The sequence below is a fragment of the Methylobacterium cerastii genome (genome assembly GCF_022179125.1).
Lineage (GTDB): Bacteria > Pseudomonadota > Alphaproteobacteria > Rhizobiales > Beijerinckiaceae > Methylobacterium > Methylobacterium cerastii.
This window is the reverse complement of the sequence record NZ_BPQG01000030.1, coordinates 65,015-88,133: the sequence shown is the minus strand read 5'-3', so window position 1 is coordinate 88,133 and position 23,119 is coordinate 65,015. Positions and strand designations below refer to the sequence as shown.

The 23,119-nt window shown below is 71.0% G+C and carries 22 protein-coding genes; 12 read left to right on the top strand and 10 right to left on the bottom strand.

The features are described 5' to 3' along the window. Positions 1-12: 12 nt before the first annotated feature. From MFF13_RS10730 to MFF13_RS10715, 4 genes are all read right to left on the bottom strand, one after another. Positions 13-360, bottom strand: coding sequence for a hypothetical protein (locus tag MFF13_RS10730; protein WP_147828449.1), 348 nt, complete (start codon positions 358-360; stop codon positions 13-15). A 130-nt stretch (positions 361-490) separates the two neighbouring features. Then, the gene (locus MFF13_RS10725) at positions 491-703 is read right to left on the bottom strand and encodes a hypothetical protein (protein WP_147751826.1); all 213 of its coding nucleotides are present in this window, start codon (positions 701-703) and stop codon (positions 491-493) included. 153 nt (positions 704-856) lie between these two features. Beyond that, complete coding sequence (locus MFF13_RS10720) at positions 857-2,074, bottom strand: LL-diaminopimelate aminotransferase (RefSeq protein WP_147828448.1); 1,218 nt, start codon at positions 2,072-2,074, stop codon at positions 857-859. 111 nt (positions 2,075-2,185) lie between these two features. Further along, entirely contained in the window at positions 2,186-2,629 is a 444-nt protein-coding gene (locus tag MFF13_RS10715) for a hypothetical protein (RefSeq protein WP_238272160.1), read from the bottom strand. A gap of 151 nt (positions 2,630-2,780) precedes the next feature. Between MFF13_RS10715 and MFF13_RS10710 the strand changes: the two genes are divergently transcribed. After that, positions 2,781-4,574, top strand: coding sequence for a PHA/PHB synthase family protein (locus tag MFF13_RS10710; protein WP_238272159.1), 1,794 nt, complete (start codon positions 2,781-2,783; stop codon positions 4,572-4,574). A 76-nt stretch (positions 4,575-4,650) separates the two neighbouring features. Here MFF13_RS10710 and MFF13_RS10705 read toward each other — a convergent pair whose 3' ends face one another. Further along, positions 4,651-5,973 (bottom strand): OmpP1/FadL family transporter, encoded by a 1,323-nt coding sequence (locus tag MFF13_RS10705; protein WP_147751829.1) that lies wholly within the window; start codon positions 5,971-5,973, stop codon positions 4,651-4,653. A gap of 465 nt (positions 5,974-6,438) precedes the next feature. On the opposite strand from MFF13_RS10705, the gene MFF13_RS10700 reads away from it, so the two are divergent. The 3 genes from MFF13_RS10700 (at position 6,439) to bioB (ending at position 9,466) form a co-directional block, all read left to right on the top strand. Next, the gene (locus tag MFF13_RS10700) at positions 6,439-7,323 is read left to right on the top strand and encodes a fumarylacetoacetate hydrolase family protein (RefSeq protein WP_147751830.1); all 885 of its coding nucleotides are present in this window, start codon (positions 6,439-6,441) and stop codon (positions 7,321-7,323) included. A gap of 104 nt (positions 7,324-7,427) precedes the next feature. Then, positions 7,428-8,426 (top strand): DUF808 domain-containing protein, encoded by a 999-nt coding sequence (locus MFF13_RS10695; protein WP_147828446.1) that lies wholly within the window; start codon positions 7,428-7,430, stop codon positions 8,424-8,426. A gap of 38 nt (positions 8,427-8,464) precedes the next feature. Then, the gene (gene bioB, locus MFF13_RS10690) at positions 8,465-9,466 is read left to right on the top strand and encodes a biotin synthase BioB (RefSeq protein ID WP_147751832.1); all 1,002 of its coding nucleotides are present in this window, start codon (positions 8,465-8,467) and stop codon (positions 9,464-9,466) included. Between the two features lie 3 nt (positions 9,467-9,469). Here bioB and MFF13_RS10685 read toward each other — a convergent pair whose 3' ends face one another. The 4 genes from MFF13_RS10685 to mnmA form a co-directional block, all read right to left on the bottom strand. Continuing rightward, complete coding sequence (locus tag MFF13_RS10685) at positions 9,470-10,954, bottom strand: sensor histidine kinase (protein ID WP_373322512.1); 1,485 nt, start codon at positions 10,952-10,954, stop codon at positions 9,470-9,472. Positions 10,955-11,156: 202 nt separating this feature from the next. Continuing rightward, positions 11,157-11,954, bottom strand: a complete 798-nt coding sequence (locus MFF13_RS10680) for a TVP38/TMEM64 family protein (RefSeq protein WP_147828445.1) — start codon at positions 11,952-11,954, stop codon at positions 11,157-11,159. Then, the gene (locus MFF13_RS10675) at positions 11,951-12,601 is read right to left on the bottom strand and encodes a class I SAM-dependent methyltransferase (protein ID WP_147751834.1); all 651 of its coding nucleotides are present in this window, start codon (positions 12,599-12,601) and stop codon (positions 11,951-11,953) included. The genes MFF13_RS10680 and MFF13_RS10675 overlap by 4 nt, the downstream gene beginning before the upstream one ends. Positions 12,602-12,682: 81 nt before the next feature. After that, positions 12,683-13,840: a tRNA 2-thiouridine(34) synthase MnmA gene (mnmA, locus tag MFF13_RS10670; protein WP_147828444.1), complete on the bottom strand. Its 1,158-nt coding sequence runs from the start codon at positions 13,838-13,840 to the stop codon at positions 12,683-12,685. A 264-nt stretch (positions 13,841-14,104) separates the two neighbouring features. On the opposite strand from mnmA, the gene MFF13_RS10665 reads away from it, so the two are divergent. The 8 genes from MFF13_RS10665 to flbD all read left to right on the top strand — a co-directional run bounded on the left by MFF13_RS10665 (position 14,105) and on the right by flbD (position 21,849). Then, positions 14,105-15,442, top strand: a complete 1,338-nt coding sequence (locus tag MFF13_RS10665) for a flagellar hook-length control protein FliK (RefSeq protein WP_147828443.1) — start codon at positions 14,105-14,107, stop codon at positions 15,440-15,442. A 12-nt stretch (positions 15,443-15,454) separates the two neighbouring features. Beyond that, positions 15,455-16,135, top strand: coding sequence for a flagellar hook assembly protein FlgD (locus tag MFF13_RS10660; RefSeq protein WP_147828442.1), 681 nt, complete (start codon positions 15,455-15,457; stop codon positions 16,133-16,135). Between the two features lie 92 nt (positions 16,136-16,227). Next, the gene (gene sciP, locus MFF13_RS10655) at positions 16,228-16,503 is read left to right on the top strand and encodes a CtrA inhibitor SciP (protein WP_147728884.1); all 276 of its coding nucleotides are present in this window, start codon (positions 16,228-16,230) and stop codon (positions 16,501-16,503) included. A 220-nt stretch (positions 16,504-16,723) separates the two neighbouring features. Continuing rightward, the gene (gene fliF / locus MFF13_RS10650) at positions 16,724-18,334 is read left to right on the top strand and encodes a flagellar basal-body MS-ring/collar protein FliF (RefSeq protein WP_147828441.1); all 1,611 of its coding nucleotides are present in this window, start codon (positions 16,724-16,726) and stop codon (positions 18,332-18,334) included. Positions 18,335-18,384: 50 nt separating this feature from the next. Continuing rightward, a complete protein-coding gene (locus MFF13_RS10645) occupies positions 18,385-19,437 on the top strand; it encodes a flagellar motor switch protein FliG (RefSeq protein ID WP_147828440.1) in 1,053 nt (350 codons plus the stop codon). Beyond that, complete coding sequence (locus MFF13_RS10640; protein ID WP_147754028.1) at positions 19,434-20,045, top strand: FliH/SctL family protein; 612 nt, start codon at positions 19,434-19,436, stop codon at positions 20,043-20,045. Before MFF13_RS10645 ends, MFF13_RS10640 begins: the two co-directional genes overlap by 4 nt. 17 nt (positions 20,046-20,062) lie before the next feature. Further along, a complete protein-coding gene (fliN, locus tag MFF13_RS10635) occupies positions 20,063-20,401 on the top strand; it encodes a flagellar motor switch protein FliN (RefSeq protein WP_147754029.1) in 339 nt (112 codons plus the stop codon). A gap of 83 nt (positions 20,402-20,484) precedes the next feature. After that, positions 20,485-21,849, top strand: coding sequence for a sigma-54-dependent transcriptional regulator FlbD (gene flbD, locus MFF13_RS10630; protein WP_147762252.1), 1,365 nt, complete (start codon positions 20,485-20,487; stop codon positions 21,847-21,849). On the opposite strand, the gene MFF13_RS10625 is transcribed toward flbD, so the two are convergent. Continuing rightward, entirely contained in the window at positions 21,840-23,114 is a 1,275-nt protein-coding gene (locus MFF13_RS10625) for an ATP-binding protein (RefSeq protein WP_147828439.1), read from the bottom strand. The two genes, flbD and MFF13_RS10625, sit on opposite strands and share 10 nt — an antisense overlap. Positions 23,115-23,119 lie beyond the last annotated feature (5 nt).

Genomic DNA, 23,119 nt, shown 5'->3' with positions numbered 1-23,119 from the left:
CGGCGCCCGCCGTCAGTGTCCGCCGTAGCCCGGGATCCAGGCCGGCGCCAGGACGTAGCGGCGCTTGGCGCGGGAGTCGGCGCGGCCCTCCATCAGGCCGCTGTCGTAGTAGTTGAAGCCGGTGATGCCGAAGCCGCCGCCGTTCATCACCTGCGGCACGGCGATCGCCGGGACCGCGAGGTCCGGGCGCTGGGGCGGGACGATCGGACGGTTGGCCACGTCGACCTGCAACACCGTCGGGCCGTCCGGCCCCTGGAACACGTAGGCCCCGGACTGGGCCTGCGCGGCGCCTGTGCCGACGATCGCGAAGAGACTGGTGACGAGGCCGGCAGCGAGGCCGTGTCGAAGGAAGGGGTTCATTCGCGTACTCCGTCGCTGGGGGCCGGCTTCAATCGTCGGGGCACCATGCCCGATGCGGACCGACATGTCCGTCGGCGCGACGCGTGGGCCGCGCCTTCGTCCCGGGAAATCCGGCCGGGACCGTCGCCGGTCAGCCCTTCGAGCGCAGCACGACCACGGGTTGCCGAGCGATCGGCTTGCAGGTGGTCTCGAAGGCGTTGAGCACCAGCGGGCGCGAGTCGCAGGCGAAGGCCGCGTCGGGCCCGGGCGCCGGGATCGGATCGCGGGCGACGATCGGGTTCGGCGCGCAGGCCGAGGCGGCTGCCGCCAGCAGTAGGGCGGCGGGCAGGGACAGGCGACGCATGCGGGCCTCGGTGACGCGGGAACGGATCATTGCCGGAGACCCTGCGCACCCGGGCTGCGGCTGACAACCGTCTCGGGCCCGCGCGCCGTGCTTTGGCCGGGCGTGTCGCCCCGCCGCAACAACCGCCCTCGGGCGAACGGACGCTTCGGGCGATCAGGCGCTCTTGGCCAGGGGCACGACGTTGTGTAGCGTCTTGTCCGCGGTCTCGAGGAAGCGGCGGACGTTGCGCGCGGCCTGCCGGATGCGCTGCTCGTTCTCGACCAGCGCGATGCGGACGTAGTCGTCGCCGAACTCGCCGAAGCCGATGCCCGGCGCCACCGCCACGTCGGACTTCTCCAGCAGCAGCTTCGAGAACTCCAGGCTGCCCATCTCCTTGAACTTCTCCGGGATCGGCACCCAGGCGAACATCGAGGCGGCGGGCGCCGGGATCTTCCAGCCGGCCTTGCCGAAGGACTCGACCAGCGCGTCGCGGCGCTTCCTGTAGATCGCCCGCATCTCGTGGATGCAGTCGTCCGGGCCGTTGAGGGCGGCGGTGGCGGCCACCTGGATCGGCGTGAAGGCGCCGTAGTCGAGGTAGGACTTCACGCGGCTGAGCGCCGCCAGCAGGCGCTCGTTGCCGACCGCGAAGCCCATGCGCCAGCCGGCCATGGAATAGGTCTTGGACAGGGAGGTGAACTCCACCGTCACGTCGATCGCGCCCGGCACCTGCAGCACCGAGGGCGGCGGCTCGCCGTCGAAGTAGACCTCGGCGTAGGCGAGGTCCGACAGCAGGATGATCTCGTGGCGCTTCGCGAAGGCGACGAGGTCGCGGTAGAAATCCAGCGTCGCGACGTAGGCCGTGGGGTTCGACGGATAGCAGACCACCAGCGCCACGGGCTTCGGGATCGAGTGCGCCATGGCGCGCTCCAGGGCCGGGAAGAACGCGGGCGTCGGCTCGGCCGGGACGGAGCGGATCACGCCGCCCGCCATCAGGAAGCCGAAGGCGTGGATCGGGTAGCTCGGGTTGGGCACCAGCACCACGTCGCCGGGCGCGGTGATCGCCTGCGCCATGTTGGCGAAGCCCTCCTTCGAGCCCAGCGTCGCGACGACCTGGGTGTCCGGGTTCAGGCTCACGCCGAAGCGGCGCTGGTAGTAGCCGGCCTGGGCGCGGCGGAGGCCCGCGATGCCCTTCGAGGCCGAGTACCGGTCCGTGCGCGGACGCCCGGCCGTCTCGCACAGCTTGGCGATGACGTGCTTGGGGGCGTCGAGGTCGGGGTTGCCCATCCCGAGGTCGATGATGTCGGCGCCGTTGGCGCGGGCGGCGGCCTTGATCCGATTGACCTGCTCGAACACGTAAGGCGGCAGGCGCTTGATGCGGTGAAAATCGGTCATGGCCATCTGTCCATCGGCGCGGATCCCGCGGGGCGGCACGGGCGGCCCCGACGGGTGGCGGTCGGCCTCTCTACCATCGAAGCGGGCCGCCGCCGACCCCGAATCGCTGACTTATTGTGCCGGCTGCGCCGGCGCGCTCGCGGGCTTCGTCGCCTTGCCGGCGCTCTCGGCCGCCCGGCCCTTCGATTCGTTGCGGCCGCGGGCGCCCTCGAGCTCGGCCTCCAGCGCCTTCTGGCTCTCGGCCGACTTCGCCCGCACGGGACGGACCGGGGCCGACACGCCCACCGGCATGAATTCGGGGTCTGCCTTCGAGCGCGAGTTCGCGACGAAGTCCGGTGCCGCGACCGGCTTCGGGCCGTAGCCGGCCTCGACCGCGAGCGTCTTGATCGGCGAGAGATCGGAGGAGCAGGCGCCGGTCGCCGCCGCAGCACACAGCGCGAGCGCGCCGAGCAGCCGGCGGACTGCACCAGCGCGCCCCGCGGAGCCGGCCGGATGCGACGGCCTGCCCGGGGACGTCGTAACCGGGTTCGGAACCTTGTCGGACGTTGAGTTCATACCGCAGATATATCGCCGTTCGCGCCTGCCGCGCTGGGCAAATCAGGGGTTGGCGCGTTAATTTGTCGGAAACGAGGCTCGAACCGCCCCAGGGCGGGCGCTCGGGTCCGCCGCGCCGACGGCGCGGAGGGAAGCTGGGAGTGGATCACGCGTGACGACGCAGCCGACGACGCCCGCGATGCCCGATTTCGAGGCCCTGTCGCGCAACGCGGGCCAGTTCATGGAGGAGCTCGGCCGCGCCGCCGCGCGCTACGTCGCCCCCGAGGACGGGTTGCCGGTCCAGCCCAAGCCGCCCCAGGAAGCCAGCGACCTCGTGCGGACGCTGGGCACCGTCGCCGAGACCTGGCTCTCCGACCCGAAGCGGACGCTGGAGGCGCAGACCAAGCTCAGCGAGGCCTTCGTCGCCCTGTGGGGCTCGACTTGGTTCCGACTCCAGGGCCGCGAGGCGCCGCCGGTGGCGCAGCCCGAGCCGAAGGATGCACGGTTCTCGGACGCGGAATGGTCGTCGAACCCGTATTTCGACTTCATCAAGCAGGGCTACCTGATCACCACGCGCTGGGCCGAGGGCCTGGTGAACGAGGCCGAGGGCATCGACGACCACACCCGGCACAAGGCGCAGTTCTACCTGCGCCAGCTCGCCGGCGCGCTCTCGCCCTCGAACTTCGTGATGACCAATCCGGAGCTGATCCGGCACACTCTGCAGGAGAACGGCGCCAACTTGGTGCGCGGCATGAAGATGCTGCAGGAGGACATCCAGGCCGGGTCGGGCGAGTTACGGGTTCGCCAGACCGACCGCGACGCCTTCAAGTTCGGCGTCGACGTGGCGGTGACGCCGGGCGAGGTGGTGTTCCGCAACGACCTGATGGAGCTGATCCAGTACGCGCCGCGCACGGAGACGGTGCTGAAGCGCCCGTTCCTGATCGTGCCGCCGTGGATCAACAAGTTCTACATCCTCGACCTCAACCCGGCCAAAAGCCTGATCGGCTGGATGGTCGACCAGGGGCTGACCGTCTTCGTGATCTCCTGGGTGAACCCGGACGAGCGTCACCGCGACAAGGACTTCGAGTCATACATGCGCGAGGGCATCGAGGCGGCGATCGACGCGATCGGCGTTTCCACCGGCGAGACCGAGGTGGCGGCGGCCGGCTACTGCGTCGGCGGCACCCTGCTCGCGGTGATGCTCGCCATGCAGGCGGCCACCGGCAACACGCGGATCAAGAGCGCCACCTTCCTCACGACGCAGGTCGACTTCACCCATGCCGGCGACCTGAAGGTCTTCGCCGACGAGGACCAGATCCGGCAGATCGAGACACAGATGGCCGAGCGCGGCTACCTCGACGGCGCCAAGATGGCCAACGCCTTCAACATGCTGCGCCCGAACGACCTGATCTGGTCCTACGTCGTCAACAACTACGTGAAGGGCAAGGCGCCGAGCGCCTTCGACCTGCTGTACTGGAACGCCGACGCCACCCGGATGCCGGCGGCGAACCACGCCTTCTACCTGCGCAACTGCTACCTCGAAAACAACCTCGCGCAGGGGAAGATGGTGCTAGGCAACATCCGCCTCGACCTGAAGAAGGTCACGGTGCCGGTGTTCAACCTCGCCACCCGCGAGGACCACATCGCGCCGGCGATCTCGGTGTTCGAGGGCTCGTCGAAGTTCGGCGGCCCGGTCGACTACGTGCTGGCCGGTTCCGGCCACATCGCCGGCGTGGTCAACCCGCCAGCCAAGCTGAAATACGGCTACTGGACCGGCGGCAAGGCGGAAGGGCGCCTGGAGGACTGGATCTCCGCGGCCACCGAGACCAAGGGCTCGTGGTGGCCGTACTGGTTCCAGTGGCTGGAGGCCCAGGCCCCCGAGCGGGTGCCCGCGCGCAAGCCGGGCGGCGACGCCCTGCCCTCGCTGGCGCCGGCGCCCGGCACCTACGTGCGCATGAAAGCCTGACGACGGCCTAATCGCCGCCTTGGCCGGTTCCTGCGTAGGTCCGGGACGGCTCCGCCCCGGACCGGTCGTTCGGGCCTCAGTACTTGCGGACGAGCGGGACGGGCGCGGGGGCCGCCGGGGCGTCGAAGGTGTAGCGGAAGCCCACTGAGACGATGTCCGCGCTGCCGTCTACGAGACCGGCGAAGACGATGTTGCCGGTGTTGTAGTCGCGGCCCGGTCCGGCGAGGATTCGGCTGCGCTCCACGAACAGGTGCGAGTAGGCCAGCGTCAGCAGGAGCTTGTCGCTCCAGCGGTAGCTGCCGCCGACGGCGAGGTTGACGCGGTCCCCGTCGGGCAGCCGCACCGAACGGTTCGAGAAGTCGATCGGCGACTGCTCGTAGGACACACCCGCGCGCACGGTCAGGGCCGGCGACCAGTCGTATTCGCCGCCGATCGAATAGGTGTAGCCGTCCTTGTAGTTGAGCGGCAGGAAGCTGACCGGCACGTTGCGGGCCTCGGACACGATGCCGACGGTGCCGAGCCTCGACCAGTTGTCCCACTCGAAGCCGAGGTTCATCCGGAAGTTCGGAGCCAGCGACTGCGTCAGGCCGACGCTGAGTTTTTCGGGGGTGTTGAGGTTCGAGCGGACCTGGCCGGCGAGCGGCGCCAGCGCCACCAGCGGCACGCCGATGGACCCTTCGATGTCGTGATGCACCGAGGAGCGATAGCCCACGCCGATGGCGGTGCCGGCCCAGGGCGTCACCAGCACGCCGGCGGTGAAGCCCACGCCCCAGGAATCGCCCTTGAGGAAGCTGCTCGGATACGCCGTCGGGGACAGGCCCGGGATCGGCAGCGCCTGCCGCAGGGTCAGGCGGAAATACTCGATGTTCGGGCCGGCGGCGACCGACAGCCAATCGTTGACCTTGAAGCCGACGACCGGGTTGAAGGCGAGCGAGAAGATCCGATTGGAGCGGCCGTAGACCTCGCCGGCCCAGGTCTGCTGCGGCTTCGTCACGAGGCCGAACGGCGCGCCGGTCTGGATGCCGATCCAGAGGCGGTCGTTGAGCTGGTAGGCGGTGGCGCTCGAGGGCAGCACGGCGCCCTGCCCGATCTCGCCCGATCCGCCGAGGCCGATGAAGCCCGGATTGGTCGGGGTCGTCGGCGTAATCTTGCCGGACAGGCCGACATACGTGAGGTTCTGCTCGGTGACCCAGCCGGGACGCATCGTCACCACGGCGGGGTTCCAGAACATCGAGGACACGCCGCCGCCGCCGGAGGCCGCGCCGGCATCGGCCATGCCGACCGCGATGGCGCTCTGCTCGCGCAATCCGAAGGCGCCGGCCTGGGCGCCCGCCGTGCCGATCATCAACGCGGCCGCCGAAACGCCGGCCGTCGCGAATGCGCGCAATGTCTTTGCCATGGTCGTCTCCCCATACGATCCGGCGGTGCACTCGTTCGGTGCCGCCCATTCGGGCCGTCGCCTCGGTTAAATCTGTGCCAATATTCGGCAGGAGACACAACGCCCGACGGTCGCTAAATTTTATCAGTATAAATTGATAGAAATACTAGTTTCAATATTTTTAGATTTGTAGATCGGTTGAAACGAAGGTTTCCACCAATCTTCGTTCATATGTAAACGATCTGCGGTAGCGTACAGGACTATTTACCCTTTGCGCCGCCGGGCGTCTTTGGGCGATCCATGTGCGCTTTCTGCCACATGCCGGCACCTGCTTCCGGTGCACCCTTTGTCCCGGATGGCTCCCGCCGGATATTCCAGGGCGCCATCGCCGACGACGGGGGCGCCGGCCTCGTCACGCTTGACCCGGCTGCCCCGACACCCACCTTCCTGCGCACGAGGTTGCGGAACGCTGGGAGTGGACGGACGATGAAACTGGTTCGGCACGGTGCGACCGGCGACGAGAAGCCGGGTCTGATCGACGGCGGCGGCGGACTGCGCGACCTGTCCGGCGTCCTGCGCGACATCGCCGGGCCGGGCCTCTCGCCCGAATCCCTCGACCGGCTCCGCCTGATCGACCCTGAGACGCTGCCCCTGCTGCCGGAATCCACCCGGCTAGGCCCCTGCGTCGGCGGCACCCGCAACTTCGTGGCGATCGGCCTCAACTTCGCCGACCACGCCGCCGAGACCGGCTCGCCGATCCCGTCCGAGCCGATCGTGTTCAACAAGGCGCCGTCCTGCATCGTCGGCGCCAGCGACACGGTGATCATCCCCAAGGGCTCGGCCAAGACCGATTGGGAGGTCGAGCTCGCCGTCGTGATCGGCTCCCGCGCCTCCTACGTCCACGCCAACGAGGCGCTGAACTACGTGGCCGGCGTCTGCATCTGCAACGACGTCTCCGAACGCGAATGGCAGATGGAGCGCGGCCCGACCTGGACGAAGGGCAAGGGCTGCCCGACCTTCGGGCCGCTCGGGCCGTGGCTGGTGACGCTCGACGAGGTGCCCGACCTCGGCAATCTCGCGATGAGCCTCGACGTGAGCGGGCAGCGCATGCAGACCGGCTCCACCGCGACGATGATCTTCGATGTGCCGCAGCTCGTCGCCTACGTCTCGCACTTCATGATGCTGGAGCCCGGCGACGTGATCACGACCGGCACCCCGCCGGGCGTCGGACTCGGCATGAAGCCGCCGCGCTACCTCAAGGCCGGGGACGAGATGGTGGTGCGCATCGATCGCCTCGGCGAGCAGCGCCAGCCGGTGATCGCCTTCGACGACTGGACCGCGAAGGTCTCGGCCGGCGAGCCGACGAACTGACGCTCTTCTCTTCCGGTGCTGACGCCGCGGTCGGTGACGATCCGCTATCGACTTCGTGAACGTCCTCTGCACAGAAGGCTCGACCTTTCGGAGGACGCCTTCACGTGAGCATCGGTCTGATCGCCCTCCTCGACGACGTCGCCGGGATCGCCAAGGTGGCCGCGGCCTCCCTCGACGACGTCGCCGGCCAGGCGGCCAAGGCCGGGGTGAAGGCCGCCGGCGTGGTGATCGACGACGCGGCGGTGACGCCGCGCTACGTCGTCGGCTTCGCCGCCGAGCGCGAGTTGCCGATCGTCGCCAAGATCGCGGTCGGCTCGCTGCGCAACAAGCTGCTGTTCCTGACGCCGGCCGCCCTGGCGCTCGGCGCCTTCGCGCCCTGGGCGATCACCCCGCTGCTCATGCTCGGCGGCGCCTACCTCTGCTACGAGGGGACCGAGAAGGTCTACGAGGCGCTGGTCCCCCATGCCGGCCACGCGCACGACGCCCAGCCCGACGCCGGCGGCGACGGCCGGGCGATGGAGGACCGCAAGGTCTCGAGCGCGATCAAGACCGACTTCATCCTGTCGGCCGAGATCATGGCGATCACGCTGGCCGCGCTCCCCGAGGGCGGCGTCGTCACCAAGGCTGCCGTGCTGGCGCTGGTGGCCGTCGGCATCACCGCCTTCGTCTACGGCGCGGTGGCGCTGATCGTGAAGGCGGACGACGCCGGCATGGCGATGGCCGCGAGCACGTCGAGATCCGCGTTCGGAAGTTTCGTCCGCGCCCTCGGGCGGGGCATCGTCAAGGGAATGCCGCCCTTCCTCGCGCTGCTGGCGATCGTCGGCACCGCGGCGATGATCTGGGTCGGCGGCGGCATCCTGGTCCACGGGCTCGAGACCTACGGCCTGCCGCAGGTCGCCCACGCCCTGCACGCGGCCTCCAGCGCCGTCGCCAGCGCGCTGCCGCCCGCCCTGTCGGGCTTCGTCGAATGGCTCGTCACGGCCGCCGGCTCCGGCGTCGTCGGCCTCGTCGTCGGCAGCCTGCTCATTCCGCTGACGAGTTTCGTGATCGCGCCGGCCTGGCACGGCCTGTCGCGCCTGCGTGGGGCTTCCGCCCGAGCCTGACGGCTTGATTTTCGTCCGCGGATTCGCCTCATGGGCGCATGATGCTGACGACCTCCGCCCCCGCCGCCCCTGCCATCCGCCACGATTGGACGGTCGAGGAGATCCGCGCGATCCACGACCTGCCGCTGCTCGACCTCGTGTTCCGGGCGGCTTCCGTGCATCGCGCCCACAATGATCCGGCCGACATCCAGCGGGCCTCGCTCCTCTCGATCAAGACCGGGGGCTGCCCGGAGGATTGCGCCTACTGCCCGCAATCGGCCCACCACAAGGGCACCGGCATGGCCAAGGAGCGCCTGATGCCGGTGGACGCGGTGCTGCGCGAGGCCGCCGAGGCGAAGGCCGCCGGTGCGCACCGGTTCTGCATGGGCGCGGCGTGGCGCCAGCCGAAGGACGGGCCGGAATTCGACGCGGTGCTCGCTATGGTCCGCGGCGTGCGGGGCATGGGCATGGAGGCCTGCGTGACCCTGGGCATGCTGACGCCGTCGCAGGCCGGGCGCCTCGCCGAGGCGGGGCTCACCTCCTACAACCACAACCTCGACACCGGCCCGGACTTCTACGAGGACATCATCTCGACCCGGACCTACGCCGACCGCCTCCAGACCTTGGAGAACGTCCGCGAGGCCGGCATCGGCCTGTGCTGCGGCGGCATCGTCGGGATGGGCGAGGGCGTGACCGACCGGGCCGCGATGCTTCAGGTGCTGGCCAACCACGCGCCGCATCCCGAGAGCGTGCCGATCAACGCGCTGGTCGCCGTCGAGGGGACGCCGCTGGAGGACCGCCCGCCGGTCGACCCGCTCGACCTCGTGCGCATGTGCGCGACGGCGCGGATCGTGATGCCGAAGGCGCGGGTCCGCCTCAGCGCCGGCCGCAAGGGGCTGACCCGCGAGGCGCAGATCCTGTGCTTCCTCGCCGGCGCCAACTCGATCTTCTACGGCGAGCGCCTGCTGACCACCGCCAACAACGAGACCGATTCCGACGCCGCGCTCCTGCGCGACATCGGCATCACGGTCGCCGCGCCGATGATGGAAGCCGCCGAGTAGGGCTTAGGCCGCGGCGGCGTCGGGCAGGACGATCCGGAACCGGGTGCCTTCCGTTCCGGGATCGAGCGACAGCGTCCCGCCGTTCAGGCGCACCAGCTCGGAGGCGATGGCGAGGCCGAGCCCGGTCCCGCCCGAGCGCATCGAGCCCTGGAACGCCTCGAACAGGTGCTCCTTGGCCCGCGCCGGCAGGCCCGGCCCGTTGTCGCTCACCAGGATCGTCACCGCGTCCGCGCTTTCGCGTCCGGCCGCGATGCGCACCTCGGGCGCGGCCATGTCGGCCTCTGTGAAGTCGTGGGCCTGGACGGCGTTGCGCACCAGGTTTCCCACCGCCCGCGCGATCTGCTCCGAATCGGCGAACACGGTCAGATCGGGTGCGACCTCGGTGACGACCCGCACCCGGCCGTGGGCGGAGAGCGCCGCAAGGTCGGCGAGTTCGGCCATCACCGGAGCCAGCGCGAATTCGCGGCTCCGCGGCGTGCGCTCGGCGGCCCGCCCGTAGGCGAGCGTCGCCTCGCAGAAGCGGATCGCCCGGCCCAGGGTCGCCACGAGGCGCGGCGCGACCCGCTGCACCGTCGGGTCGGAGATGTCCTCCAGGCGGTCGCCGAGGAGCTGCGCCCCGGTGAGCAGGTTGCGCAGCTCGTGGTTGATCTTGGCGACCGAGAGCCCGAGCTCGGCGAGCCGCCGCTTCTGGCGGAGCTGGTCGGCCAGCGTCCGCTGCATCCGCGCCAGCGCGGTTTCGGCGAGCCCGATCTCGTCGCTGCGGCTCGTGGGCGCGATGACCCGGTCGGCGCCCTCCGGGTCGTCGGCGAAGGCGGTGATGTTGCGCGCCAGCCGCCGCACCGGCCGCACGATCAGGGTCTGCAGCACGAAGAAGACGAGGCCGGCGGCCGCCGTCGCGATGATGAGCGAGGACACCGCCAGCCGGATCGCGAAGTCGACCACCGCCTGCTTCAGCGGCGCGTCGTCGAGGAGGATCTCCACGAGGTCGAAGCCCTCCCAGCCTTGGCCGACGACGCGGATCGGGTCGTCGACCGGTTCGGTGAGCGTCCGCCAGGCGCCGCGGATGGCGCACAGGATCGTCTGCTTGCGCAGGTCGACCGTGTCCGAGACCCGCTCCGGCACCGGGTCGATCGACAGGAGCTGGCGGGTGTCGCCGTCGCGGACCGCGATCGCGCGGGCGCCGACGCCAGCGAGCAGGCGCCGGGCGAGTTCGTCGGGCACCGGGTGCCCCTCGCTGGCGTCGAGGACGAGGGCGGCGACCTGCGCCGCGCTGATCCGGTCGGACAGCCAGGACAGGCGGTAGTTCGCCACCGCCGGCACGAAGATCAGGACCTCGATCGTGGCGACGAAGGCGACGGTGACGAGGAAGAGCCGGCCGGACAGGCCGAGGTGCCGGAGCCAGCGCGCCGATCGCGGCCGTGCCGCTGTTGGCGCCGCGGGCTCGATCGCCGGCGACTCGGTCGGTTGCGTGTCAGAGCGTGCGACCACTGCTGTCCCGGCCCCGGAAAGCGCGGCGACCCCGTGCCCCTTCGCGAACGTCCCGACGCCGCCCGCATCCCCGCCGGGACGGCGGCATCGACAAGCCTCGTAGCGCGCGCGCCTGCGAAGCGTCGAGGGGGCATCGCCAGCGGGACCGGCGCCGGCGCGCGTTTTCAGTACGCAAACGCGAGGGTCGGCGCGGGTCTCCCGGTCATTGCGCGCCGCGCCGGACGAAGCGCCGGCGCAGGACGATCGAGAGCAGCGCGAACAATCCGAGGCCGCCGAGGCCGACCACCATGCGCGGCGTGACCAGGGCGCGGAAGCTCAAGGCGTTCTCGCAATCGGTGCCGCCGGCCGAGAGGCATGCCACCTTCGCGTCCGCATGCGCGGCGACCACGTCCTCGATGCCGGCGCCGGTGGCGGCGTAGACGAAGGCTCCCGGCAGCAGGCCGCAGGCGGTCGCCAGCACGAAGGTGCGCAGCGCGACGCCGAAGGCGGCCGGGGCGAGGTTGGTCATCCAGAACGGGAACAGCGGCAGCAGCCGAAGGAACACGACGTAGCCGAAGGCGTCGTCGCGGAAGCCCTCGGCCAGCGCACCGAGCCGCGGCCCGGCCACCCGCCGCAGCAGGTCCGAGGCCGGCCCGCGGCCGATCGAGAACACGATCGCGGCGCCGGTGGTGGCGGCGCAGACCGCGACGAGGGCGCCGGCGACGATGCCGAACAGGAAGCCGCAAACCATCGTCAGGATCAGCGTCGCCGGCACCGAGACGACGACGGCGGCGACGTAGACCAGGTAGGCGAGCACCAATGCGCGCGGACGGTCGGCCTCGACGAAGGCGCGCAGCCATTGCCGCGACTCCAGCAGCCGGTCTAGGCTCAGGAGCTGCGACGCGCCCGAGACCAGCACCGCGATCGAGAGCGCGATTAGCAGGGCGAGCGGCAGCCAGCGCCACAGCCGGCGCCGGGCTGAGGGCGGAGGACCGGGCGGCGTCGCGCCGTCCGCGATCACGCCGGCTTTCGCATCCGCAGGATCTTGAAGAACCCGCCTGGGAAGGTCGGCGCGACGCCGATGAACTCGACGCCGTTGCGCCGGGCCCAGGCCTCGATCCGCGTCGACTTGAAGTCCGAAGACCAGCCGATCTTGGTGCAGAGCGGCGCGACGATCTCCTCGACCTTGGCCACCGGCCCCTCGGTCTGCCCGAAATGGTTGGCGAGCACGATGCCGCCACCGGGCCGGACCACCCGCAGGAACTCGGACAAAGCCGCTTCCGGGTCGGGCACGAGGGTGATCAGGAACTGCGCCACCACCGCGTCGAAGGAGGCGTCGGCGTAGCCGAGGCGGCAAACATCCATCACCTGCAGGCCCTTCACGTGGGCGAGGCCGCGGCGCTGTACCTTACGGCGTGCCCGCTTCAGCATGTCCTCGGAGAGGTCGACGCCGCAGACGAAGCTGGTGCGCGGGTAGTAGCCGAGCGACAAGCCGGTGCCGACGCCGGCCTCGAGGATCCGCGGGCCGCTCTCGGCGGCGGCGGCCACCGCGGCGCGGGCCGCCGGCTCGGTGAGCTTGTCGTAGACCACGTCGTAGACCGGCGCCCAGCGGGCATAGGCCTTGCGCATCAGGGCGGTGCTCGGCCCGGCCTCCGGCTCGCTCAGCATTCAGGTTCTCTCGTGATTTTCGAGGGGATGATCGGTTCGGGCCGCGGCGGATCGGGCGGCTCTTATCAGGCAGCTCTTGTATCAGGCGGCTTTCGCGGCGTCCGCCGAGGCGGCGGCCACCCGCCGGATCGTACCGCCGCCAAGGACCTGCGCGCGCGGGGCCTCGTCCGCGTAGATCGCGCAGGCCTGCCCCGGCGAGACCCCATCCTCGGGGACGGCCAGGACGACCTCGGCGGTGTCGGTCGCGGGGTCGTAGTCGAGCCGCGCGGGGCGGGGCTCGCGGGTCGAGCGCACCCGCACAGCGACGGCCATGTCGGAGACCGGGCCTGGAGCCCCGAGCCAGTTCACGTCCGTCAGCCGGATGCGGTGCGTCGCCAGCGCCGCCCGCGGGCCCACCACAACGCGGGCGGTGTCGGGCTCCAGCCGGACCACGTAGAGCGGCTCGGGCGAGGCCAGGCGCAGGCCCCGCCGCTGCCCGACGGTGTAGTGGATGATGCCCTCGTGACGCCCGAGGGCGTGGCCGTCGAGGTCGACGATCTCGCCGGGGCGCGCGGCATCGGGGCGGAGCCGCGCGATCACGTCGGCGTAGCGGCCCTGCGGCACGAAGCAGATGTCCTGGCTGTCGGGCTTCTCGGAGACGACGAGCTCGAGCTCGCGCGCCAGCCGCCGGGTCTCGTCCTTCGGCAGCTCGCCGAGGGGGAAGCGCAGGAAGTCGAGCTGACTCTGCGTGGTGGCGTAGAGGAAGTAGCTCTGGTCGCGCGCCGGATCGAGGGCGCGATAGAGCGCGCGACGACCGCCCTCCCCCGGCAGCGCCCGGCTCGCGACGTAATGGCCGGTGGCGAGGCAGTCGGCGTCGAGGTCGCGCGCGGTGGCGAGCAGGTCGCGGAACTTGATCGAGCGGTTGCACTCGACGCAGGGGATCGGCGTCTCGCCGGCGAGGTAGCTCTCGGCGAACCGGTCGATCACCGCGTCGCGGAAGCGGTCCTCGTAGTCGAGGACGTAGTGCGGGATGCCGATGCGCTCGGCGACGCGCCGGGCGTCGTGGATGTCCTGGCCGGCGCAGCAGGCCCCCTTGCGGTGCGTCGCCGCGCCGTGATCGTAGAGCTGCAGGGTGATGCCGACGACGTCGTAGCCCTGGCGCTTCAGCAGCCCGGCCACGACGGAGGAATCGACGCCGCCGGACATGGCGACGACGACGCGCGTCTCGTGCGGAGGCTTGGCAAGGTCGAGGGAATTCATGGCGCCGGGTCTGACGGCGGCGCGGGCCTTCTTAAGGTCCCGCCGCCCAGGGCTGTCTATAGTGTGTGTCGCCCGGCGTTTCCAGGGCGCGGCCCGCTCCGCGGGCGCCTTGAGCCGGCAAGTCCTGCCGGGCACACGGCAGCAACCGCCCTCGCCCACCGCGCGAACTGCTCGATCGGTCTGAGAAAAATCAAACTTATCAGTGCCTTGAACAATTTCCGGCGCTGGCCTGCCGTTTGCTCCTATCGGTGCAGGAGGCCGGGCATGGCAGTTGGGACGATGGATTTCGTGGATGCGACCGCGTGGGCCTCCGCCCGCACGGCGACGCGCGACACGACGGATGCGGCGGCGGCCCGCGCCCGCTTCGGCCGCGACCTCGACGCGGCGACCGCCAAGGACGACGCCCAGGCCCGCAACGCCGCCGAGCGCGGGCGCAGCGCCGACGCCGCCGCGCTCGGACGCGCCGACCGCGCTAAAGCTGCCGACCTCGCCTCAGCCGACGCCAAGGCCGCCCGGGCGGCAAGCCAATCCGCTGCTGCGACCCGCGACGCGCCCGCCGCGCCGGCAAAGGCCAGCCCACATCGGACGGGTTTTGGGACGCCGCGTCCCGCGACGGCTTCGACAGGAACCGTGACCCGCGGCGCCGACACGGCGCGGCCCACGGCCGACGCGCCATCCAAGACCAATTCGACATCGGACGACGGCAAGGCGGACCCCGTTACCGCGGCCCCGGAAAACGCCAAGACGAAGGCCGAGGCGCCCTCGTCCGACGCGAAGGCTGCCGATCCGAAGGCGCCCGAGACTCTACTCGCGGCCCCGACGGTCGCGCTCATCCTCGATGCTCCACCACCAGCCCTGACCGGCCGCTCCGCGACGCCACCTGCTGCCGCCGCCGCAGAAGCGGCCTCCGCCGTCGGCATCGCCGGGACGGCAGCGGGCGCCGCTCCGGCCGAGGCCGCGGGCCGGCCGGGCGCTGCGGCGAGCGCGAAGGGCGACGACGCGGTCGCGGGAACGGATGCGGGTGCCGCGCCTGCGACCAAGGCCGACCTGTTCGCCGCGCTGACCGATGTGGCCTCGGCCGGGCCCGGCACCCCGGATCCGGTCGCCAGGACCCAGGCCGCGTCTTCTGGTCAGGCGTCGGCCGCCGCGGACAAGGCTCCGGTCGCGGCGGCCGCGCCGCCCGTGCCGCTCGGACAAGTCCCGATGACGATCGGACTGCGCTCGCTCGCCGGTTCGAGCGAGTTCCAGATCCGGCTCGATCCGCTTGAGCTCGGCCGCGTCGACGTCACCCTCGACATCGACAAGGACAAGGGCACCGTGACCACGCATCTCGTGGTCGAGCGCGTCGAGACCCTGGCGATGCTCCAACGCGACGCCGGCAGCCTGCAGCAGGCGCTGGCCCAGGCCGGGCTCGACCCGTCGCAGGGCGGCATCACCATGTCGCTGCGAAGCGACGGCGGCTCGGGCGGCGAGGCCGCGCAACGCGACGGCCGGCCCGGCCGCGGCAACGCCCTGCCCACCACCCCTTCCGACGCCGCCGTCTCGGAGGTCGCGCCCCTGCGCACGCTCCGCGGCCTGAGCGGCCTCGACATCCGGATCTGAGGAGGCCCACCGATGACCAGCGGCATTTCCAGCCTGACGAGCGCGGCCGCCTCCAGCGCCGCGGGCAAGACCGCCGACAGCGCGACGCTGGCGAGCAACTTCACCCAGTTCCTGACCCTGCTGACGACGCAGCTCAAGAACCAAAACCCGCTCGACCCGATGGACACCAACCAGTTCACGCAACAGCTGGTGCAGTTCGCCCAGGTGGAGCAGCAGCTGAAGGGCAACGACCGCCTCGACAGCATCCTGGCCAACAGCAAGGCGGCGAGCTCGGCCTCCGCCACGAGCTACATCGGCAAGAACGTGACCACCGACGGCACCACCGCCGACCTCAAGGACGGCTCGGCGACCTGGAACCTGACGCCGGCGCGCGACGCGACCAAGGCGGTGGTGACCATCTCCGACTCCAAGGGAAACGTCGTCGGCACGCAGACGACGTCGCTCGCCGCCGGCAGCCAGACCTTCTCGTGGAACGGCAAGAACTCGTCGGGCCTCGCGGCGCCGGAGGGAACCTACACGATCAAGGTCTCGGCCTCGGACGCCACCGGCGCCACGGTGCAGGTCGCCACGGCGATGAGCGGCAGCGTCGACAAGGTCGACCTCAGCGGCGCGAGCCCGGTTCTGATCATCGGCACCTCGCGCGTGCCCCTGTCCAGGGTCACCGGGATCGGGTTGTCCACAACCTCGAGCTGACGAATCACTTCCGAGTGATCCGCTTCAACATGTTTTAAGCTCGCGCAAGTAGGTTGGTGTCTCGACAGGTCAGTCGAGTTGTAGAGCGTACCATGACCGAACCGCACCGCCCGAGAGTGAAATACGTGATCGGGCCAGATGGAAGTCCACTGACGATCGCCGACCTGCCGCCTACGAGCACCCGTCGATGGGTGATCCGCCGGAAGGCCGAAGTGGTTGCCGCCGTCCGCGGCGGCCTCCTGAGCCTGGAAGAGGCCTGCCAGCGCTACACCCTCACCACCGAGGAGTTCCTCAGCTGGCAGTTCTCGATCGACCAGCACGGCCTTGCCGGCCTGCGCACCACGCGCATCCAGCATTACCGCCACTGACTCGACCCCGTGCCCCGTCCGACGCGGTCCAGTCCGCGCGGTCGACGCCGGTTTCACGCGAAGCCGTATCCGCCACCCCGCGGATGCGGCTTCGCTGCGTTCCGGGCTTCGCGTGGGACCAAGCCCTCCACTTCGTTAACCACACGCTAACCACGGCCTGGGCAAATTCTGCCGGGTGGCGCCGTCGTCGGCGCCCCCCAGGGGTGGGTGCGTAACAGCCGTGAAGCCGGTTCTCGATCTCGTCACCAAGCTCGGACCGGCGCGCCTCGCGGCGATGGCCGCGGTGACGCTGACGCTGATCGGCTTCTTCGCCTTCGTCATCCTGCGGGTCTCGCGCCCCGACATGGGCGTGCTGTTCGCCGACCTTTCGGCCTCGGATGCGGCCGCGGTCGTGCGCGACCTCGACGCCCGCGGCATCCGCTACGAGACCAAGGGCGACACCGGCCAGACCGTTCTGGCGCCGCGCGCCGACCTCCCGCGCCTGCGCATGGACCTCGCCGGCAAGGGCCTGCCGAGCCAGGCCGGCGTCGGCTACGAGATCTTCGACAAGGGCGACGCCTTCTCCTCGACCAACTTCGTCCAGAACGTGAATCACCTGCGCGCCCTCGAAGGCGAGCTGTCGCGCTCGATCCGGGCGATCGGCCGGGTCCAGGCCGCCCGCGTCCACCTCGTCATGCCCGAGCGGCGCCTGTTCGAGCGCGACCGCGAGCAGCCGAGCGCCGCCATCGTCCTGAAGCTGATGGGCGACCTCGACGCGGGCCAGGTCCGCGCGATCCGGCACCTGGCGGCCTCCGCGGTCGAGGGACTGAAGCCCGAGCGCGTTTCGATCGTCGACGAGCGCGGCCGGCTGCTGGCCGACGGCGCCCGGGGCGAGCAGGGCGAGGCCGGCGCCTTCGAGGAGAAGCAGACCGGCCTCGAGCGCCGCCTGCGCTCGCAGATCGAGGAGATCGTCGCCGGCATCGTCGGGCCGGGCCGGGCCCGCGTGCAGGTCTCGGCCGAGCTCGACCTGAACCGCGTCGAGAGCCGGTCTGAGACCTTCGACCCCGAGAGCCGGGTCGTGCGCTCCAGCCAGACCCGCACCGAGGCCTCGCAGACCGCCAACTCCGAGGGCTCGGTCAGCGTCGGCAACGAGCTGCCGGGCGCGAACCAGGACAAGGCGCCGGCGCCCAAGGATTCCTCGAACAAGAACGAGGAGACCACAAACTACGAGATCTCCAAGGTCACCCGGACCGAAGTGGTCGAGGGCGGCCGGGTGAAGCGCCTCTCGGTCGCGGTGCTGGTCGACGGCGCCTACGTGCCGGGCGCCGACGGCAAGGTCGCCTACCAGCCCCGCCCCGCCGCCGAGATCGAGCGGATCGCCGCCCTGGTGCGCAGCACCGTCGGGTTCGACAAGGCGCGCGGCGACCAGATCGAGGTGGTGAACCTGCGTTTCGCCGAGGCGCCGGCGCCAGCCGACTTCGTCGAGCCGACGCTGGTCCAGTCGCTGCTCAGCCCGAGCAAGGAAGACCTGCTGCGGATTGTGGAACTGGGCGTGCTCGCGCTGCTCACCCTGATCGTGCTGATGGCGGTGGTGCGCCCGCTCCTGCGCCGCGTGCTCGCCTCCGACCCGTCGGCGACGCCGATGATCACGGTGGTGGCCGGCGCAGGGATCGAGGCCGCCGCCGACGGCACCATCCTGGTGCCCGAGAGCAAGACCGCCAAGCTCATGGAGTTCGCCAAGATCAACGGGCAGATCCAAGCCGACACGGTGCAGCGTGTGGTCGACATGGTCCGCGCCAGCCCGTCCGAGACTGTGGAGGTCCTGCGCAACTGGATCCAGGAGACGCCGTAGGCGGTGTGGTTCGAGCGAAGATTTCGGTGGCTTGAGGAGAGAACGGGACGATGGCGGGGGGTACGGGACTGGGTCAGAGCTTGCAGGATCTCGGCGGGACGACGTTCGCGTCGATGCCCGGGCCCCAGCGTGCCGCCGCCTTGCTGCTGCTCCTCGGCGAGGCCGAGGGCGCGCCGATCTGGCAGCGCCTGGAAGAGGACGAGATCAAGACGGTCTCGCACGCCATGGTCCAGCTCGGATCGCTCGAGGCCGAGACCGTCGAGAAGCTGATCATCGACTTCGTCTCGCGGCTCTCGAGCGGCGGCGGCATCACCTCGAACTTCGAGCGCACCGAATCGCTGCTGCTGAAGATCTTTCCCACCGAGCAGGTCTCGTTGATCATGGCCGAGATCAAGGGCGCCTCGGGCAAACGCGTCTGGGCCTCGATCGCCCAGGTCGACCCCGAGATCCTCGCCGCGTTCCTGCGCAACGAGTACCCGCAGACCGTGGCCGTCGTGCTGTCCAAGGTGCGCTCCGACTACGCGGCCAAGGTGCTCACCCTGCTGCCGGAGGAGTTCGCCATCGACGTGCTTAACCGGATGCTGCGGATGGAGACGGTGCAGAAGGAGGCGCTGCGCCACATCGAGGAGACGCTGCGGGTCGAGTTCGTCGCCACCATCGCGCAATCCGCCCGCCGCGACGCGCACGAGATGATGGCCGACGTGTTCAACGCCTTCGACCGGCAGACGGAAAGCCGCTTCCTTGCCGCCCTCGACCAGGGCAACCGCGGCTCGGCCAAGCGCATCCGCGAGTTGATGTTCACCTTCGAGGACCTGCTCAAGCTCGATCCCGGCAGCGTCCAGACGCTGATGCGTTCGGTCGACAACGAGACCCTGTGCCGGGCGCTGAAGGGCGCCGACGAGCGCGTGCGCGGCTTCTTCCTGGCGCAGATGTCGACGCGCGCCGCCAAGAACCTCACCGACGAGATGGGCTCGATCGGCCCGATCCGCCTCAAGGAGGTGGACGAGGCCCAGGCCAAGATGACCGAGCTGGCCAAGGACCTCGCCGACAAGGGTGAGATCATGATCGCCAAGAACAGTGCCGAAGAGGAGCTGGTCTATTGAACGCCCGATCCAGCGCGACCACGACGCCGTTCCTGTTCGAGACCGACTTCCGGCGGCCGCAGCCGAGCCGCGAGAGCATGCGCGCGGCCGAGGCCGCCGACGAGGCCGCTTCCCAGGCCCACGCCCGCGGCGTGCAGGAGGGCCGCGCCCAGGCCGAGGCGCAGGCGCAGGCGCGCCTGTCGGACGCGATGACCCGCCTGTCGCTCGCCGCCGCCGGGCTCATCGCCCAGGCCGACGCCCGCGACGCCGAGCGCGAGGACCAGGCGGTCGAGGTGGCGGTGCTGCTCGCCCGCAAGATCGCGGGCGACGCCCTCGACGCCCGGCCGCTGGCCGCGATCGGCGAGGCGGCGCGCGCCGCCCTGCAGCACCTGCGCGGCGTGCCCCACCTCGTGGTGCGCGTCCACGACGGGCTGGTCGAGGAGGCCGAGAGCCTGATGAAGCGCTTGGCGCGCGAGCGCGGCTACGAGGGCCGCCTGGTGGTGCTGGGCGATCCCGACATGCCGTCGGGCGACGCCCGCATCGAGTGGGCCGACGGCGGGATCGTGCGCGAGCGCGCCCGCATCGAGGCCGCTGTGCTCGATGCCCTCGGCACGTCCGTCGAACCCTGAGCGATCGAAAGAACCCGATGTCCGACGATTTCAGCCTGCCGCAGCTCGGCGACCAGGACCCGTCCTTGGCGGGCGAGGAATCCATCCGCGACACGCCGACCACCCCGAAGAGCGCCTCCGACCTCGAACAGCTCTTCGACGTGCCGGTGATGGTCTCGGCGGTGCTCGGCGCCGTGCGGATGCCGATCGGCGACCTGCTGCGCCTCGCCCCCGGGGCGGTGCTCGAGCTCGACCGCAAGGTCGGCGAGGCGGTCGACATCTTCGTCAACAACCGCCTCGTCGCCCGCGGCGAGGTCGTCCTGGTCGAGGATCGCCTCGGCGTGACGATGACCGAGATCGTCAAGGGCGACCGCTGACCCCCTGAAATTCGCGCCTAGCGCTCCGCCCTCGACGGCGGGGCGGCCCGCGGCGCCACGACACCTGGAACGGAGACACCGCGATGCGGCTCTTGATCATCGGACGGCTCAACGGCGAGCTGATCACCGCCTCGAAGATCGCGATGAACCGCGGCGCGGCGGTGACGCAAGCCGACGGCGTGGCGCAGGGGATGAACGTCCTGCGCGCCAAGGGCGCCGACCTCGTCATGATCGACGTCGGGCTCTCGATCCGCGACCTCGTCGCGGCGCTCGCCGAGGAGCGCATCCGCACCCCCGTCGTCGCCTGCGGCGTCACCACGGACGCGAAGGCCGCCGTGGCCGCGATCCAGGCCGGCGCCAAGGAGTACATCCCCCTCCCCCCGGACCCGGACCTGATCGCCGCCGTGCTCGAGGCGGTCTCGGCGGACGGGCGCGCCTTCGTCTGGCGCGACGCGTCGATGGAGAAGGTGGTGCGCCTGGCCGAGCAGATCGCCCGCTCGGAGGCCTCGGTGCTGATCACCGGCGAGAGCGGCACCGGCAAGGAGGTGCTGGCGCGCCACGTCCACCAGAAGTCGGCGCGTGGAAACCGCCCGTTCGTCTCGGTCAACTGCGCCGCGATCCCCGAGGCCCTGCTCGAATCCGAGCTGTTCGGCCACGAGAAGGGCGCCTTCACCGGCGCCGTCGCCCGGCGCATTGGCCGGTTCGAGGAGGCCAACGGCGGCACGCTGCTGCTGGACGAAATCTCGGAGATGGACGTCCGCCTGCAATCCAAGCTGCTGCGGGCGCTGCAGGAGCGGGTGATCGACCGCGTCGGCGGCTCGGCCCCGGTCAAGGTCGACATCCGCGTGCTCGCCACCTCGAACCGCAACCTCGCCGAGGAGGTCCGCAAGGGCACGTTCCGCGAGGACCTGTTCTACCGCCTCAACGTGGTCCACCTGCGGCTGCCGCCCTTGCGCGAGCGCCCGGCCGACATCCTCGAACTCGCCGCGCACTTCGCCAAGAAGTACGCCGAGGTGAACGGCGTGCCGGTGCGGCCGCTCGGCCGCGCCGCCCAGGAGATGGTGGTCAAGAACCCGTGGCGCGGCAACGTGCGCGAGCTCGAGAACACCCTGCACCGGGCGGTGCTACTCGCCTCCGGCCCGGAGATCGGCGCCGACGCGATCCTGACGCCGGAGGGCGATTCCATCGCCGCGCCGGTCGGCGCCGCGACCCGGGCGGCGCAGGTGGCGGAGGCCGCCACCCGCGGCCTCGTCGGCCGCACGGTGGCGCAGGTCGAGTGCGACCTGATCCTCGACACCCTCGACCACTGCCTCGGCAACCGCACCCATGCGGCCAAGATCCTCGGCATCTCGATCCGGACGCTGCGCAACAAGCTCAACGAATACGTCGGCTCGGGGCTCGATGTGGCCGAGCCCGGCTGCGCCCGGGCCATCGCCGCCTACGGCTGATCTGCGGCGTCCGTTGGCTCGGACGCTTCCCGCGCGCGGTGCTCGGGCAAGGTGACCCGCACCACCGTGCCGGCGCCGACTTCGCTCTCGAAGGCGAGGCGGCCGCGGTGGCGGTTGAGGCTGTGCTTGACGATCGCGAGCCCGAGGCCGGTGCCGCCCTTCTGCCGGCTCGACGCCACGTCGATCCGGTAGAAGCGTTCGGTGAGGCGCGGCAGGTGCTCCGGGGCGATGCCCGGCCCGTCGTCGCGCACGCTGAGCACGATGCGGCTGCCGTGCAGCGCGTCCCGCGTCCGATCCAGGGCGACGACGACGCCGCGGCCGCCGTACTTCACCGCGTTCTCGATGAGGTTCTCGACGACGCGGAGCAACTCGTCCGGCTCGCCGAGCACCGGGTACGCCCCCTCGCCCGCTTCCAGGGTGATGGCGACGCCGCGGGCGGCAGCGAGCGCGCCCTGCGCGTCGACCATCTGGCGGGCGATCGTGCCGAGGTCGACCACCTGCGTCGGCGCCACGTGCTCGCGCAGCTCGATCCGCGAGAGCGAGAGCAGGTCGTCGATCAGCCGGGTCATGCGCTGCGCCTGGCTGTGCATGATGCCGAGGAAGCGCTCGCGCGCCGGCGCGTCGGCCCGCGCCGGCCCTTGAAGCGTCTCGATGAAGCCCAGCAGCGAGGCCAGCGGGGTGCGCAGCTCGTGGCTGGCGTTGGCGACGAAGTCGACCCGCATCGCCTCCAGCCGCCGCGCGGCGGTGAGGTCGCGCAGGAACAGGACCACGTTGGGCTGGCCGCCGTCCGGCATCGGCAACGCGCCGATCTGTACCTCGAAGGCGCGCTCCGTCGGCACCCGGACGGCGTAGGTGGTCTTCGAGGGCGCACCCGTGCGCAGGACCGCCTCGACCGCGTCGAGTACGTCCGGCGCCCGCAGGGCGAAGGAGAGCGGGTGGCGCAGGCGCAGCGTCGGGAGCAGGGCGCGCGCCGCCGGATTCGCCTCGATCACCACCGCGCGGCGATCGACCAGGATCACCGGGTCGGGGATGTTGGCGAGCAGCGCCTCGGCTACCGCGTGGCGCTCGGTCTGCCGCAGGCTCGGCGCGGCGGCGATGGCGTCGCGCCCGCGGGCAGCAAGAACGCCGCCGACGCAGACGGCCGCGAGGCCCGCGGCGATCAGCGGCCCGTCGAGGAGGTCGCGATGGTAGGCGAACAGGCCGACGAGCGACACGGCCGTCGCGGCGCCGGTCCAGGCCGCCCGGCCGATCGCGCGCTCAGGCATCGCCG